The sequence below is a fragment of the Pantoea sp. 1.19 genome (assembly GCF_001922585.1).
Taxonomy (GTDB): Bacteria; Pseudomonadota; Gammaproteobacteria; order Enterobacterales; family Enterobacteriaceae; genus 1-19.
Window position 1 is genome coordinate 432,153 of sequence record NZ_MRBS01000001.1, and the last position, 14,967, is coordinate 447,119.

A 14,967-nucleotide genomic window follows, 5' to 3' on the forward strand; every position below is an offset into this window, starting at 1 on the left:
GAGGCTACACTGCAGTTAGGTCAGAAAAAAGGCGTGTGTATGCGATTCCTCGCCCTGCCATTCCGCCCGCTGCATGGACCTCTGTTGCGGCTGCCGGTGCCGGTTGTGCTGCTGCTGGCGGCGCTGTTTGCCTGCACCGGACCGGGTTTGTCCAGCTCTGTATCCGCTTGCAAATCGTAATGCACCGCTATCTGGTGATGTACCTGATGATGGAGCAGAGCGGGCGCGGTAGCGGCGGTGTACTGCTGGTGGCCGCCGGCTTCCTGTACGGCGTGCTGCATGCGCTGGGGCCTGGGCACGGCAAGTTTGTGGTGACCACCTGGCTGGCCACCGGGCGTGAGCAGGCGCGCGCCGGCTGGTGCTGACGGGCACTCTGCTGCAGGGTATCAGCGCGAGGGTATTTGTCTGGCTGCGGGTAGGGCTGTTTAACTTCGGCGTGGGCGATCTCAGTACGGCGCGCTGGTGGGTGGAAAAAGCCGGCGCGGTGCTGATTGCCCTGTTTGGTCTTGCGCTCCTGTGGCGCGGCCTGCGGGCCGGGTGCAGCCATCCCACCAGCGAACCTGCCGCCTGCGGCTGCCGCGCTCATGCGCCGACGCTGTACCCCCTGACCGACTGGCGCGCGCGACTGGGCGTGATCCTCGCGGTCGGCCTGCGGCCCTGCAGCGGGGCTTTCCTGATTCTGCTCTTTGCCAACGCCATTGGCCTGTTTCGCCGGGGCAGGGCGGCGGCGATGAGCATGGCGCTGGGGATAGCGCTGTCGGTGATGCTGATAGCGACGCTGGTGACCCATGTGCGCGAGCGCCTGTGGCTCACTCAGGCGCCGTGGGCGCAGCACGTCTGGCGCGCCGGCTCGCTGCTGGCCGGACTGCTGTTACTGCTGTTTGCGCTGGTGCTGTTTGCCTCAGTGATCCCAGTCAGCGCCAGCGGCGATGTTATCACCGCCGGATGTGAGTCGGGTCTGGGCACGAAATTGTGTCACGGCAGAGGGGGGAGTGTGTCAAAATAGCAGCCAGTTGGTTAAGGAGTTGCTATGTCTGCCATTGAAGTCATCCTGGTTGATGGACGCGATCGTCCCACCGGGCGTATGGAAAAGCTGGAAGTGCATGAAAAGGGGCTGCTGCACCGGGCGGTTACCGTCTACGTTTTTAACTCACAGCACCAGCTGCTGCTGCAGCAGCGCGCCCGGGATAAATACCACTGCGGAGGCTTGTGGAGCAATACCACCTGCGGGCATCCGTGGCCCCAGGAGGGGACCCGGGCGGCGGCCGAGCGTCGGCTGAGGGAGGAGATGGGGCTGACTCTGGCGCTGACGCCGGTATTTGAGCTGAGCTATAACCTGCCGATGGGCAACGGCCTTACCGAACACGAATACGGCCACGTTTTTTTTGCGATAAGCGACCAGCCGCCGCGGCCCGATCCGCAGGAGGCCGGCGACTGGCAGTACTGCTGCCTGCCGGAGATAGCCCGGCAGATGGCGGCAGAACCGACGCGCTTCACCCCGTGGTTTCTGCACACGTTTCCGCGCATCAGCGGGCACTACCAGCAGTTTCTTGCCGCGCGCCAGGCCGGCCGGGAGGGGGGCGCAGTGCCGGAGGCCAGCGCGCCGTGCCGGGCCAACCGCAACGCGGGATAGTCACGCCGCGCGGCGGTCAACGCCGGGTAAAGGCCGTTGACCGGCCGGACCCGACGCGCCGTAGTGACTCAGCCGGCGTGCAGGATAATGCTGTAGCCCACCAGCATTAATCCGCCGATGCCGCCCAGGGTCATAATCAGGAACAGGGTAACGATACCCATTTTTTGCCAGTTCATACTTCCGCCTTCTCGTCGCTTAACCCGCGCGGTGAACCGCTCACCGCGCGGGCAGGATAAGTTATTGCGGCGCGTTTGTTAAGGGCCCGGCGCCGCGGCTGAAGAACAGGGTGACGCGGGCAACCTCAATTCCCCATTTTTTCAGTGAGGTGACGTTAAGCAGATGCTCGCTGTCCTGCTGATAAATCCAGTCATCAAAATGCAGACGCCAGCTGCTGCCGTCGGTTTTCACCTCCATCTCATAGCGCCAGTTAAACGCATTGCCGGCAGCATGGCCTTTCGCTACGCCAATGATATCACCGGCGGTGCCCTCATAGCTGCCATCGGCCAGTCGGCGGATCCGCCAAATCCGCTGCTGCTTTTCACCGTCGTCATACACAAAATGCTCGTTCAGCGTCAGGGTATCGCCCTGCACATCGCCATTGATGGTCACGTGGAAGCGGCGAATCTGCTTACCGCTGTAGTTTTGAACCATTCCCCAGGCCTGAGTCTGGCCGGAAAAATAGCGGAAGATATCAATTTTCGGCGTCGCGGATTGATACTCTTCCACCGCCGTGCTGCAGCCTGCTAACAGTAAGCACAGCCCTAACCAGAGCGCCTTGACCATATTAACCTCCAATAAGCGACCGACGTTCCTGCGGATACTCGGTGCGGGGTGAGAGCCAGATAGCTAAAAATGCATCGCGAAAGGCCGGATCAAAGCGTGGCCCGATAGATTGCCAGCGCGCGCCCGGTCTGGCCGCCTGCCACCAGAACTGACCGCCGCTGTCGCTGGCGTGAAACGCCAGCCGCGCGCCGGGGGTAACATCCGGCCAGACCGGGGTCAGCGCCTGCAGCCAGCGTTCCCGCTGCGCGGCATCGGCAATGCCCTGCGCTTGCCACTGATCGCGCGTGGCCTCCAGCAGATCGTCGCGGGCGATCTCACGGCGATAGGTAATCACCAGCGCCAGCGGCCACTGGTCGGCCTGGTAGCGTCCCTGCGGCGTAAACAGCTGTGAATCGTACAGAGTAAACGGTCCCCAGGTGAGGGTGGCGGCACCGACCTTTTTCCACCCCAGCCAGTCGGTGGCATGCAGGGCAGAGGAACTGAACAGCAACAGTAAGAGCAGCAAAATGCGCATGATTCACCTCCGGTTGGCCAGCCAGCCGCTGGCAGACAGAAACAGCGCCCATCCCAGCGCCAGCAGCGGCCAGACCCGCCACGGCGACGCCATCAGTGTCATCGCACCCAGCCGCTCACCCATCCAGTAACTGAACGGCCCGCCCAGCGCGCCGGCCAGTAGCAGCCAGAGCGTCCGCGGACGAAAACGCTGCAGTAAATCGAGCCACCAGACGGCCCAGGCCAGCCAGAGTGCGACCATCCACAGCGGGATACCCGCGCTGTCGCTGAAGCGAAACAGCCCCAGCGCCAGCCACAGCGCATCCATTAGCAGCCCTGCGGCGCACAGCAGCAGCAGCAGCGGCCAGCGGCGCGGTGGATGCAGGCCGCAGGCCAGCAGCGCCAGCCCGGCCAGCGGCAGCGACGCGCGTCCGGCCACCGCGGCGGCCCAGAACAGGTCGAAGCCGACGGTCATTAACCAGAAGCGCGCCCGGTTCATTGCGGCCGCTGGGCGGTGAGCTGCAGCGTGCCGATGGTGCGAGCGATAAAACCGCCTTCGCAGTAGCTGAGGTAGAAGCACCACATACGGCGAAAGCGCTCGTCAAAGCCCATCTGACGCAGCTGCGGCCAGGCCTGTTCAAACCGACGCTGCCAGACATTGAGGGTGCGGGCATAATCGGGGCCTATTTCAAAATGATCCACCGGCGAGAAGTCGGTGTGCGCGGCCAGCGTTTCATCCAGCAGGCGCGGCGACGGCAAAAAACCGCCGGGGAAAATGTAGCGCTGGATAAAGTCCACGCCGCGGGCGTAGCTCTCGTAGCGATCATCACTGATGGTGATGGCCTGGATGGCCATTCGTCCCCCCGGTTTCAGCAGCGTCTGGCAGCGGCTCAGGAAGGCGGGAATATAGGCTTTGCCCACTGCCTCGATCATCTCTATCGAGACCAGCTTGTCGTATACGCCGGTCAGATGACGGTAATCTTCACACAGCACGGTGACGCGGTCGCTCAGTCCGGCGTCGGCAATGCGCTGCTGACTATAGAGGAACTGCTGCTGCGAAATGGTGGTCGTGGTGACTCGGCAGCCATACTCCCGGGCGGCGAACTCGGCCATGGCGCCCCAGCCGGTCCCAATCTCCAGCAGGTGATCGTCGGGCGTCAGCGCCAGCTGTTCGCACAGCCGACGCATTTTCGCCTGCTGCGCCGCCTCCAGCGTCATGTCGGGGTCGGCATACCAGGCGCTGGAGTAGAGCAGGGCTTCATCAAGGAAGCTGCGGTAAAAGTCGTTACCGAGGTCGTAGTGGGCAGCGATATTTTTCTTCGCCTGGCGCACGCTGTTGCGGCGCAGGGCGTGAATGACCGCGTTGAGCGGCCGGGTGAGCCAGCTCAGGCGGGCCTCCAGGCGATCCAGCAGCGGCAGATTACGCGCCAGCAGCACGATAACCTGGGTCAAGTCGGGGGAGGACCAGTCGCCGTCCATATAGCTTTCGGCCGCGCCGATACTGCCACCGGTCAACAGGCGGCGCCACGCGCGCGGATGCTGAACAATCACCTCTGCCTGCAGGGTGCTGTGCGGATCGCCAAACTGCTGAACGCGCCCGTCTGGCTCGTGTAACGTCAGGCTGCCGGCCTGCAAGTGCGTCAGTAATTTCAAAACGCTGCGCCGCGCCGGGCTCAGCCGGCCGCGGGTTTTAACACTGCGTGACGATGTAATATCGCTCAGGCACATGAACTATTTCCTCGACGTCGGGTGATCATAAACAGGGGCGCCCTTACGCCAGAGCTTGAACGCCTGCCAGTAAATGGCCAGCGCGGTGCGCAGGGTCATCAGCGGAAAGCGCCACAGCTGTTGGCGCAGCGTTGTCCGACTGAGCGGGAGCCGCCGTAGCCGCAGGGTGGCATCAAATTCACGACCCTGACGGTGATTTTCAATATGCACATCCAGCGACGGACCCGGCGGCGTCAGCCGCCAGTGATAAACCATGTCCATCGGATTAAAAGGGGACACATGGAATGCCTTGTGGGTCGTTTCACTGCCGTCCGGACGCACCGCGTAGGTATGCCGCTCGTTCCATGGCGTATTTCGCACTTCTGCCAGCATCCAGCGTAGCCGGTCCTGTCTGTCATACAAATAGTAGAAGTTGACCGGGTTAAATGCGCAGCCGAAATACCGCAGTTGACATAGCAGCGTGACGCGGCCGCTCAGCGCCTCACCGGTCAGCGTCAGAATGCGCTGCTGAGCACGGGCCTTCAGCTCGTCCGGTTTGCCACCGCCAAGGTAGTCTTCGGCGCGGAAAGCCGCGGGAGCAAAGCGCTTCAGGCTAATGCCGCAGCGGGGCAGTTGATCAATCTCATCGAGATCAATCAGCGCCATAAAAATGCCGTAGCTGAAACTGTGCGTGACCGGGGTAAAGCGACGGTGGCGCACATGCCCCTGATACAGCGCACTGTTCATCCGCGCAGCACCTCATCCAGGCCGGCAATCACGTCCAGCGCGCTGCGGACGCCATCTTCATGAAAACCGTTATAGCACCAGGCACCGCAGTACCAGGTGCGGCGGCGACCGTTAAATGCCAGCCGCTGCTGCTGGGCCGCCGGTGCGGCGGGACCAAATTGCGGATGGTGATAGACAAAGCGGCCCAGTACCCGTTTCGGATCGATCTCGCGGCGTGGATTAAGGGTGACGCAAAATGTCTCCGGCGCGCGGATCCCCTGCAGAATGTTCATATTGTAGGTGACGCTGGCGGCCAGGTTATCGGCTTGCCCCTGCGGATCAAGCTGGTAGTTCCAGCTGGCCCAGGCGCGGCGCTCGCGGGGCAGCAGCCGGGTATCAGTATGTAAAACTACCGGATTGGCCTGCCAAGGGATGGCGCTGAGCATCGCGCGTTCGTCGTCGCAGGGATCGGCCAGCATGGCCAGACTCTGGTCGCTGTGACAGGCAAAAATCACCTGATCATAATCGCGATCGCCCAGCGAGGAAGAGACGGTCACGCCGGTGGCGCTGCGGCGCACCTGGCGTACCGGCGTGTTTAACCGGATTGAAATCCGATCGTCGAGCTGGGCCAGCAGCTTTTCAATATAGTGGCGTGAACCACCGGGAATCACATACCACTGCGGACGGTTGACCAGGTCCAGCAGCCCGTGATGGTTGAAAAATTGCAAAAACAGCGACAGCGGCATGTCGCGTACGCGGGCCAGGCTGCCGGACCAGATTGCCGCGCCCATCGGCAGGATATAGTGGCGGGCAAAGAAGGGGGAGAACCCCTCGCGATCGAGGAAGTCACCGAGGGTAAGGGCCGGCACCGTGCCGGTTAACCACGCCTTACAGCGGCGATTAAAACGCAGGATTTCGCCAATCAAGCCGTAAAAACTGGGGCTGAGCAGATTGCGCCGCTGGGCAAATAGCGTATTGAGCGAGTGGCCGTTGTAGCACAGGCCGCTTTCCGGGTTATCAACGGAAAAGCTCATTTCAGTCGGCTGACTGGCGATCCCCAGTTCGGCCAGCAGGCTGAGAAAACGGGGGTAGGTGCGGTCGTTAAACACAATAAATCCGGTGTCCACCGCGTAATCACGACCGTGTACCGTCACGTCCACGGTGGCGGTGTGCCCGCCGAGACGATCGGCCGACTCATAAAGATCCACCTCAGCGCGGCCGGCTAATTTCCAGCAGCAGCTGAGGCCGGCAATACCACTGCCAATCACAGCGATTTTCAAGGCCTACCTCGCAATACGTTGCGTTAACCGGCGCTGTAGCGCGGCCGGTAAAAGCGCCGTCAGGCGCATAATCAGGGCAAAAAACCACGGGAAAGCAATTTCCGCTCGCCCCTTGTCCAGCCCGCGCATAATGGTGCGCGACGCCTGTTCGGCGGTGATTATCATCGGCATGGGAAAATCATTTCGCTGGGTGAGCGGCGTATCGACAAAGCCGGGCAGGATCAGCGACAGGGCAATCTGCCGGCGCTGTAAATCCTGCGCCAGGCTGCGGGTAAAATAGGCCAGTGCAGCCTTTGAGGCGCCGTAGGCTTCGGCGCGCGGCAGCGGGACCAGGCCGGCGGTGGAGCCGACCAGCGCCACGCGGCTGCCTGCCGACAGCTGTGGCAGCAGCACATCCAGACAGTTGACCGGACCGAGAAAATTGGTCCGCAGCACCCGCTCGACTTTTTCCGCCTCAACCACGCCGTGATCCAGGTATTCACAGGTGCCCGCGCAGAGGATAACCAGGTCGGCGGTGACGCCGTTCAGGCGTTCGCGGGTCTGCGCCAGATCGGTAATATCAAAGGCCAGCGTCTGCAGGCCCGGCAGTGAATCGGCCAGCGCCTGCAGGCGCCCGGCGTGGCGGCCGCAGGCTATTACCGTCCAGCCTGTGCGGACATAGTCCCGCACCAGCTGTTCGCCTATGCCGGAGGTCGCACCGGTAATCAAGACGCGTTTCATGGCTGCAATCTCCTTTTTAGTCGACGGACCAGCGCACCGACCAGCGGCAGCTGCTCATAGAACATGGCACCGAGGTCATAATAATCTTGCTGGAAAATGATGCGGTCATCGGCGAACTGCAGCCAGCTACAGCCTGGCAACGTTAACGGAGCGCCGCGCCGCAGGGCCGGATGCGCATAATGCATGTGCCAGACAATCACTGCGCCGGCCGGGGTCAGCTCGCAGGTAGCGATGCTAAAGCGACAGTAGCGCAGGTTTTTCAGCAGGTCAGCAAAATAGCGCCGCAGCAGCGGCAGGCCCCGGTGCTCGCCAACCGGGTCGACCAGGCGGGCATCGGGATGGTAGAGGCTATCCAGCTCCGGCAGTCGCCGGGTCTCCAGCGACTGATAAAAATCCACCAGCGCCATCAGGATAGTTTGCTGAGCCTGCTGTGGGGCCATCAGGGGGTCTCTCCAGGCTGACAGGCGCTGATCGGATATCCCTGACGCTGCCACTCCGTTACCTGCGCCATTTGCGGACGGGTCAGGGGCTTGTCACTGCACAGTAGCACATGCTGACCGGCAAAATGTTCGGGCTTCAGGGTCGTTAAAGGTTCTGCCAGTACGGTGATGCGCCAGCCCTTTTGCGACAGGCGTAGCGCTTCCAGCCACAGACGGGTGCGATCCTTGCAGTGCCAGCCGACCAGCAGAGCATCATCACCGGCTTTTTTACGCGCGCCGGCCAGGCAAAAGCAGGCGTATTCCGTCAGCATGCCATCCAGGACGCTGAGTAACACCTTTGCCGTGCTCTGATCGAGGCTCAAACGCTGGCGTAGCGGCTGCCAGACGCGATCGATGACGGCGTCTATTGGGTATTCACGGCCCAGATTAAACAGGCGGGTGCGCAGCTTGCCGGGCCGCTGCTGACGTAATTCGTTCGCGATTTCGTCCTGCAGTTTGCTCCAGCTGTCTTGCGCGTCGACCTGTTGACCTTCCAGCAGGTCCCGCACTTTGCCCACGGGAATGCCGCTGTCAATCCAGCGTTTAATTTCGAGTATGCGCGCCATATCGTCATCGTCAAACAGACGATGCCCGCCTTCGGTGCGCTGCGGTTTAAGTAAACCGTAACGCCGCTGCCAGGCACGCAGGGTTATCGGGTTTATGCCGCAGCGTTCTGCGACGTCTCCAATGCTGTACAGGGCCATTCGTACTCTCTTTGCGTTGCTCTGTCCTAATAGTGGCTAAGGTTGGCAACTTGTACAAGATTTTTTTAATTGTACAAGTTCGTCGGCCGTCCATGGAGACGAGGGAAAGCGGTACGTCCGGCACCAGCGTCAGATTGTTCTGCCTGCCGCATCGTGACACAATGCCGCTTCATTTCGTAAGATTCAGGTTGTCATGGCGTTATCATCGGCGCTGAAAGCGCAAATTGCACAGTGGTACAAAGCGCTGCAGCAGCACATTCCCGACTTTATCTCCCGCGCCCCGCAGCGCGAGATGATCGCCGCCGTTGCCCGCACCCTGGCGGGGGAGGAGGGGCGTCATCTGGCGATTGAGGCCCCCACCGGGGTCGGTAAAACCCTCTCTTATCTTCTGCCGGGCATTGCGGTCGGCCGCGCCGAGCAGAAACCGCTGGTGGTCAGCACGGCTAATGTTGCGCTGCAGGATCAAATCTACAGTAAAGACCTGCCGCTGTTGAAGAAAATTATCCCGGACCTCCGTTTTACCGCTGCGTTCGGCCGCGGTCGTTATGTCTGCCCGCGAAATCTGGCCGGACTGGCGGCGGATGCCAGCCAGCAGGGCGATCTGCTGCTGTATCTTGACGACGAGCGCGATGTCAGCCAGCAGGATCAGGCGCACAGCGCCCGGTTGGAAAAAAGCCTCGCCAGCGGCCAGTGGGATGGCCTGCGCGACCACACCGATGAGGTGATAGACGATACGCTCTGGAGCCGGCTCAGCACTGATAAAGCCAGCTGTCTCGGTCATCACTGCCACTGGTATCGCCAGTGCCCCTTTTTTATCGCCCGGCGGGAGATCGAAAGCGCCGATGTGGTGGTGGCTAACCATGCGCTGGTGATGGCGGCGCTGGAGAGCGAGTCGGTGCTGCCGCCGGCAAAGCATCTGCTGCTGGTGGTTGATGAAGGGCACCATCTGCTCGACGTAGCGCGCGATCAGCTGGAAATGAGCGGTGACATCACCCCCGGGGCGATCACTCTGCAGCTGGATCTGTTCTGCCGCCTGGTAGAGCAGTGTATGGCGCAATTTCGGCCAAAATCGCCGCCGCCGCTGGCCGCCAACGGCGAACGCCTGAAAAATCACTGTGAGACGCTGCGCGAACAGCTCAACGTGGTAGCGGCGTGGGTGCAGCCGCTGTTGCCCCCTGGCGAGGCGGAGGGAAGCTACCGCTTTGAGATGGGGGCGCTGCCGGAGGGGATGCATGAGGCGTGCGGTCGCCTGTTTACCCTCAGCGACAACCTGCGCGGCCTGGCCGAAGCCCTGCTTAACGATCTCAGTGAGAAAACCGGGCAGTTTGACGTGGTGCGGCTCAACCGCACCTTTTTGCAGATGAACCGCGCTTTTGGCGCCTTTGAGGCGCTAAGTAAATTGTGGCGGCTGGCGTCGATGGCGCAGGCCTCGGGCGCGCCGGTGTCCAAATGGGTAGAGCGCGTGGTGCGCGACGGGCAGCCACACCTGCTGCTGCACTGTGCCGGGATCCGCGTCAGCGATCAGCTGGAGAAGCTGCTGTGGCGCAAGATCCCCCACGTGGTTCTTACCTCGGCCACCCTGCGCTCGTTGAACAGTTTTCAGCGACTTCAGGAGATGTCCGGCCTGAGCGAGAAGGCGGACGATCGTTTTGTGGCGCTCAGTTCGCCGTTTAATCACGTAGAGCAGGGAAAGCTACTGATTCCACAAATGCGCCATGAACCGATGCTGGCACTAGAGGCCGAGCATCTGGCCGAAATGGCGCACTTTTTCCGTCAGCAAGTCAGCGAAGATCGCCATCGCGGTATGCTCGTGCTGTTTGCCAGCAACCGCGCGATGCAGCTGTTTCTCGGGCACCTTACCGATCTGCGGCTGATGATGCTGGTGCAGGGCGATCAGCCGCGCTACCGGCTGGTCGCGCTGCACCGCAAGCGGGTAAGCGCCGGTGAGAAGAGCATTCTGGTCGGACTGCAATCCTTCGCTGAAGGGCTGGATCTGAAGGGTGAGCTGCTCTCTCAGGTCCATATCCACAAAATCGCGTTTCCGCCGGTGGACAGCCCGGTGATCCTCACTGAAGGGGAGTGGCTGAAGAGCCTGAAGCGCTATCCGTTTGAGGTGCAAAGTTTACCCAGCGCCTCGTTTAATTTGATCCAGCAGGTGGGGCGTTTGATCCGCAGTCATCAGTGCCACGGTGAGATTGTTATTTACGATCGCCGCCTGCTCACCAAAAGTTACGGCGCGCGGCTGCTGGCGGCGCTGCCGGTATTTCCCCTGCTGCAGCCGCCGCTGCCGCCTGCGCTGCCGGTGGTGAAACCTGCTGCGACGGCGGTCGCGAAGCGTCGCGCACCGCGTAAAAAACGTTAACAAGAGGCTCTGAGGCACATGGATTACACCGCCATCATTAAAGAGGTTGGCCGCGGTAAAAACCACGCTCGCGATCTTGACCGCGCCACTGCTGAAGCGCTCTACGGCGCGATGCTCGACGGCAACGTGCCGCCGCTGGCGCTGGGCGCGATCCTGATTGCCCTGCGTATTAAAGGCGAAGGTGAGCAGGAGCTGCGGGGATTTTATGCGGCGATGCAGCAGCGGACGCTGACCCTGACGCCGCCGGCGAATCGGCCGCCGCCGGTGGTGATCCCCAGCTACAACGGCGCGCGGCGCCAGCCCAACCTGACGCCGCTGCTGGCGCTGCTGCTTAACCGGCTCGGGCTGCCGGTAGTGGTGCACGCCGTGGACGATGATCCCACCCGCGTGACCAGCATGACCCTGTTTGCCCGGCTGGGGATCGCACCGGCCACCGATGCCCGCAGTGCCCAGGTGACGCTCGATCGCGGCGATCTGTTGTTGCTTAGCGTCGCGACGCTCTGTGCGCCGCTGGCGGATCAGCTGGCGCTGCGCTGGCAAATGGGCGTGCGCAACAGCGCCCACACGCTGGCCAAACTGGCGACGCCGTTTGCACCGCAGGCGGCGCTGCGAGTGTGCAGCGTGTCGCATCCGGAGTATCTGCCGCGGATCGGCAATTTTATCCGTGATACCGGCGGACGGGCGCTGGTGATGCACGGCACGGAGGGTGAAGTGTACGCCAATCCGCAGCGCTGCCCGCAGATCGCGCTGGTCGATGGCGCTGAGCCGCAGGTACTGCTGCCGCGCCAGCCGGAGAGTGGGATCGTGCGCGCGGCGCTGCCGGCGGAGAAAGATGCTGCCGTCACCGCCGACTGGATTGCCGACTGCCTGGCGCGACGGGTGCCGGTGCCACACGCTCTGCGCCTGCAAATTGCCTGCTGCCTGATGGCCTGCGGGCGGGCGGCGTCGCCGGAAGCCGGTCTGGCGCAGCTGGCAGAAGCCGGCTATTGATGGCGCAAATGCCATCACAGCGGGGAGAAAAACCGCCTTCGGGAACCGGCCTGACGCCGCGGGGCGCCTCTGGTATACTCGCCGCCCTGTTCAGTACGCAAGCGGGAGTCGAAGGTGGCAGCAGTGATGGATAATGCAATGCTGGAGGCGATGCTGGCGCAGGTGCGTCCGCTGGCGCAGGGCGGCAAGGTGGCAGACTACATTCCGGCGCTTGCCACGGTCAGCGGCGACAAGCTGGGCATTGCCATCTGCACCGTTGATGGCCGGCAATATCAGGCCGGTGACGCCAACGAGCGCTTCTCCATCCAGTCGATTTCGAAGGTGCTCAGCCTGGTCGCGGCGATGCATCTGTATGACGACGAGGAGATTTGGCAGCGGGTAGGTAAAGATCCCTCTGGCCAGCCGTTTAATTCTCTGCTGCAGCTGGAAATGGAACAGGGCAAACCGCGCAATCCGTTTATCAACGCCGGGGCGCTGGTGGTGTGCGATATGTTGCAAAGCCGGCTCAGCGCTCCGCGCCAGCGGATACTGGAGATCGTGCGCCGACTGAGCGATGTCCCCGACCTCAGCTACGACGCCACGGTGGCCCGTTCGGAGTTTGAACACGCCGCCCGCAACGCGGCGATTGCCTGGCTGATGAAATCATTTGGCAACTTTCATAATGATGTCACCACCGTGCTGCAGAACTATTTTCACTACTGTGCGCTCCGCATGAGCTGCGCAGAGCTGGCGCGAGCGTTCCTGTTTCTGGCCGGCCAGGGGACGGCGCAGGGGCAGTCGGTGCTCAGTCCCACCCAGTCGCGGCAGGTTAATGCCCTGATGGCCACCAGCGGCATGTACCAAAACGCCGGCGAATTTGCCTGGCGCGTGGGGTTGCCGGCTAAATCGGGCGTCGGGGGAGGCGTGGTGGCAATTGTGCCCGGCGAAATGGCGATTGCCGTCTGGAGTCCGGCGCTGGATGGGGCCGGCAACTCGCTGGCGGGCGTGGCGCTGCTGGAGCGATTGACCCGGGTACTGGGCCGCTCGGTGTATTAAATTAAAGCGGGTGATGGATCACGAAGTTTGGCGCACCGTTCCGGCGCCGTGAGGGGTATAATCCCGCGTAAACCTGGCTGAAGCCGAGCCGTTGCTGTCTGCAGGCTGCGCGCTTAGGGATAATCATGAATGCGTCTTGCTTTTACTTTCCCCACCCCGCTGTTTCGTCCCACTACGCCGCTGCGCAATGCCGCGTTGCTGGTCGCGCTGACGTCGCTGTTCTATTTTATCGGTGCAGAAATGCGGCTGGTCAGCGCGCTGTCGCTATTCTGGCCGCTGAATGGCGTGATGGCCGCCGTATTTGCTCGCGTGGTTTGGCTTAACCGGCTGCGGTATTACGCGGTGACCTGGGCGGCGATGCTGCTGTATGACATGATAACCACCCGCTGGGGCAGCGCGTCGCTGGTGATTAATTTTTCGAATATGCTCTTTATCGTGCTGGTCGCGCAGCTGATCCTGCGGGATCGGCGCCGCCAATCCGATCTGCCCGATCCGCTGAATGCCCTGCGGATCATGTGCGGGTGTCTGCTGGCCTCGCTGCTGAGCGCGCTGGTGGGAGCGCTCGGTTCCGAAGGCATCACGCGGCAAACCTTTTGGCCGCTGTATGCCGACTGGTTCAGCGAGCAGTTTTCCACCGGCGTGCTGCTACTCCCGTGTCTGCTTACTCTGCGCTTGCCATGCGCGCCGCTGCGCGCGCCGCCCGCTGCGGGGCTGCCTTTGCTCGGGCTGGCGCTGGCGATTGCCGCGTCGGTGGCGATCGGCGGTGCCGGTAGCCTGGCGTTTCCACTGCCGGCGCTGATTTGGTGCGCGGTACGCTACTCGCTGGCCACCACGTGCCTGCTCACCCTGCTGACCGGCGCGCTGGAGATTATTCTGGTCGCCAACGGCAGTATCGATATCGCCGCCGGAGCGGCGCTCACCACCGACATGATGTTTTCTGCCCGGCTGGGCATTGCGGTAATGGCCATCTGCCCGGTCATGGTGGCCGTGAGCATGGCGGCCATTCACGCGCTGATCAAACAGGTGTCGCTGCGTGCGGACTACGACTTTCTGACCCGCGTTTACTCCCGCTCCGGACTGTATGAAGCGCTCAGGCGGCAACCGGAAGAGCAAACCGGGCCGGCGATGACGGTGATGCTGTTAGATATCGACTATTTCAAACGCATTAATGATGAGTACGGTCATGAATGCGGTGACCGCATGCTGGCCGATTTTGCTGGTAAGGTGCAGGAGATGGTGGGCGACGCCGGGCTGGTGGCGAGAATGGGCGGCGAAGAGTTTGCGGTCGTCCTGGTCGCCAGCGGCGGGGCGGAAGGCTTTGCGCTGGCCGAACGTATTCGCCAGGCGGTAGCGTCCCATCCTTTTCAGTGGCGGCAGCATCCGCTCAGGCTGACGGTCAGCATTGGCCTCGGCAGCGGGCAGGGCCCGTCGCGCACGCTCACCGAAAGCGTCAATACGCTGCTGGCGGAAGCCGATGAGTTCCTCTATCGGGCGAAAAAAGCCGGGCGTAATCGTACGCACGCCCGCAGCGTGAAGGGCACCACCGCGATGTCAGCGCCCGCTGCTGAGTGAGGGAGAGGGCGCTGGCAACCGAGGCGGCACGGCACGGGCATTAGTTATACAGGGTCGCGCTGCCGCTGAGCAGGTTATCGCCCCTCACGCTGCTGATGCTGTAGGCGCTCGCCCCGGCCGCTTTCGCTTTTTGCGCCAGTTCAGTCTGCAGGTCGTTCAGCGTGGTGGCGCCGGTGGCCGAGACGACACCGATTTTATTGCGATCTCCGGCATCTTGCCGGTTGATTTCATCGGCGGCGGTGGCGGCAAATGCGGTGCTGATGGCAATGGCTGCAGCAAAATATTTGATGGTTTTCATAGAGTGATCCTTAAGTTTCATTGTGTATGAAGGCAGTTGTGCTGCCGATGTGATAATTATTACCGTGAAATTTGCAGAATGAAATTAAAGAGCCCTGAGGAAAATGGTCAAATATTTTGAATGATAGTTGACGTTAGCTGACACAATCCGTGCCAGGGACCGTGCTGACCGCGCAGGAGGTAAAGA

18 protein-coding genes are annotated in these 14,967 nt (G+C 62.0%); 7 read left to right on the plus strand and 11 right to left on the minus strand.

The window, feature by feature from the left end:
- Window positions 1–179: 179 nt before the first annotated feature.
- From BS626_RS18065 to idi, 3 genes are read left to right on the plus strand one after another with little or no spacing between them, the layout of a single operon-like run.
- Entirely contained in the window at window positions 180–365 is a 186-nt protein-coding gene (locus tag BS626_RS18065; RefSeq protein WP_083615869.1) for a hypothetical protein, read from the plus strand.
- Window positions 359–1,006, plus strand: coding sequence for a nickel/cobalt transporter (locus tag BS626_RS02345; protein ID WP_170870421.1), 648 nt, complete (start codon window positions 359–361; stop codon window positions 1,004–1,006). Before BS626_RS18065 ends, BS626_RS02345 begins: the two co-directional genes overlap by 7 nt.
- Window positions 1,007–1,030: 24 nt before the next feature.
- Window positions 1,031–1,633: an isopentenyl-diphosphate Delta-isomerase gene (idi, locus tag BS626_RS02350; protein WP_083615871.1), complete on the plus strand. Its 603-nt coding sequence runs from the start codon at window positions 1,031–1,033 to the stop codon at window positions 1,631–1,633.
- A 68-nt stretch (window positions 1,634–1,701) separates the two neighbouring features.
- On the opposite strand, the gene BS626_RS18240 is transcribed toward idi, so the two are convergent.
- From BS626_RS18240 to BS626_RS02400, 10 genes are all read right to left on the minus strand, one after another.
- Window positions 1,702–1,809 (minus strand): protein YohO, encoded by a 108-nt coding sequence (locus BS626_RS18240; RefSeq protein WP_075180787.1) that lies wholly within the window; start codon window positions 1,807–1,809, stop codon window positions 1,702–1,704.
- Window positions 1,810–1,870: 61 nt separating this feature from the next.
- Window positions 1,871–2,416 (minus strand): DUF3833 domain-containing protein, encoded by a 546-nt coding sequence (locus tag BS626_RS02360; RefSeq protein WP_075180788.1) that lies wholly within the window; start codon window positions 2,414–2,416, stop codon window positions 1,871–1,873.
- Between the two features lies 1 nt (window position 2,417).
- Window positions 2,418–2,930: a hypothetical protein gene (locus tag BS626_RS02365; protein WP_075180789.1), complete on the minus strand. Its 513-nt coding sequence runs from the start codon at window positions 2,928–2,930 to the stop codon at window positions 2,418–2,420.
- Between the two features lie 3 nt (window positions 2,931–2,933).
- Window positions 2,934–3,407 carry a DUF2878 family protein gene (locus BS626_RS02370; RefSeq protein ID WP_075180790.1) on the minus strand — a complete coding sequence of 158 codons (474 nt, stop codon included), beginning with the start codon at window positions 3,405–3,407 and terminating at the stop codon, window positions 2,934–2,936.
- Window positions 3,404–4,636, minus strand: coding sequence for a cyclopropane-fatty-acyl-phospholipid synthase family protein (locus BS626_RS02375; RefSeq protein ID WP_075180791.1), 1,233 nt, complete (start codon window positions 4,634–4,636; stop codon window positions 3,404–3,406). The genes BS626_RS02370 and BS626_RS02375 overlap by 4 nt, the downstream gene beginning before the upstream one ends.
- 3 nt (window positions 4,637–4,639) lie before the next feature.
- Window positions 4,640–5,362: a DUF1365 domain-containing protein gene (locus tag BS626_RS02380; protein ID WP_075180792.1), complete on the minus strand. Its 723-nt coding sequence runs from the start codon at window positions 5,360–5,362 to the stop codon at window positions 4,640–4,642.
- A complete protein-coding gene (locus tag BS626_RS02385) occupies window positions 5,359–6,621 on the minus strand; it encodes an NAD(P)/FAD-dependent oxidoreductase (protein WP_075180793.1) in 1,263 nt (420 codons plus the stop codon). Before BS626_RS02385 ends, BS626_RS02380 begins: the two co-directional genes overlap by 4 nt.
- A 3-nt stretch (window positions 6,622–6,624) precedes the next feature.
- Window positions 6,625–7,341, minus strand: coding sequence for an SDR family NAD(P)-dependent oxidoreductase (locus tag BS626_RS02390; protein WP_075180794.1), 717 nt, complete (start codon window positions 7,339–7,341; stop codon window positions 6,625–6,627).
- Window positions 7,338–7,781: a nuclear transport factor 2 family protein gene (locus BS626_RS02395; RefSeq protein WP_075180795.1), complete on the minus strand. Its 444-nt coding sequence runs from the start codon at window positions 7,779–7,781 to the stop codon at window positions 7,338–7,340. The genes BS626_RS02390 and BS626_RS02395 overlap by 4 nt, the downstream gene beginning before the upstream one ends.
- Window positions 7,781–8,524, minus strand: a complete 744-nt coding sequence (locus tag BS626_RS02400) for a MerR family transcriptional regulator (RefSeq protein ID WP_075180796.1) — start codon at window positions 8,522–8,524, stop codon at window positions 7,781–7,783. The genes BS626_RS02395 and BS626_RS02400 overlap by 1 nt, the downstream gene beginning before the upstream one ends.
- 193 nt (window positions 8,525–8,717) lie before the next feature.
- Between BS626_RS02400 and dinG the strand changes: the two genes are divergently transcribed.
- The 4 genes from dinG to BS626_RS02420 all read left to right on the plus strand — a co-directional run bounded on the left by dinG (window position 8,718) and on the right by BS626_RS02420 (window position 14,483).
- On the plus strand, window positions 8,718–10,886 hold the full coding sequence (gene dinG / locus BS626_RS02405) for an ATP-dependent DNA helicase DinG (protein WP_075180797.1): 2,169 nt from the start codon (window positions 8,718–8,720) through the stop codon (window positions 10,884–10,886).
- Window positions 10,887–10,904: 18 nt separating this feature from the next.
- Window positions 10,905–11,876 (plus strand): DNA-binding protein YbiB, encoded by a 972-nt coding sequence (ybiB, locus tag BS626_RS02410; protein ID WP_075180798.1) that lies wholly within the window; start codon window positions 10,905–10,907, stop codon window positions 11,874–11,876.
- A gap of 114 nt (window positions 11,877–11,990) precedes the next feature.
- On the plus strand, window positions 11,991–12,911 hold the full coding sequence (glsB, locus tag BS626_RS02415) for a glutaminase B (protein ID WP_075180799.1): 921 nt from the start codon (window positions 11,991–11,993) through the stop codon (window positions 12,909–12,911).
- Window positions 12,912–13,040: 129 nt separating this feature from the next.
- A complete protein-coding gene (locus tag BS626_RS02420; RefSeq protein ID WP_075180800.1) occupies window positions 13,041–14,483 on the plus strand; it encodes a GGDEF domain-containing protein in 1,443 nt (480 codons plus the stop codon).
- Window positions 14,484–14,523: 40 nt separating this feature from the next.
- Here BS626_RS02420 and BS626_RS02425 read toward each other — a convergent pair whose 3' ends face one another.
- Entirely contained in the window at window positions 14,524–14,781 is a 258-nt protein-coding gene (locus BS626_RS02425) for a YdgH/BhsA/McbA-like domain containing protein (RefSeq protein ID WP_075180801.1), read from the minus strand.
- Between the last annotated feature and the right edge of the window lie 186 nt (window positions 14,782–14,967).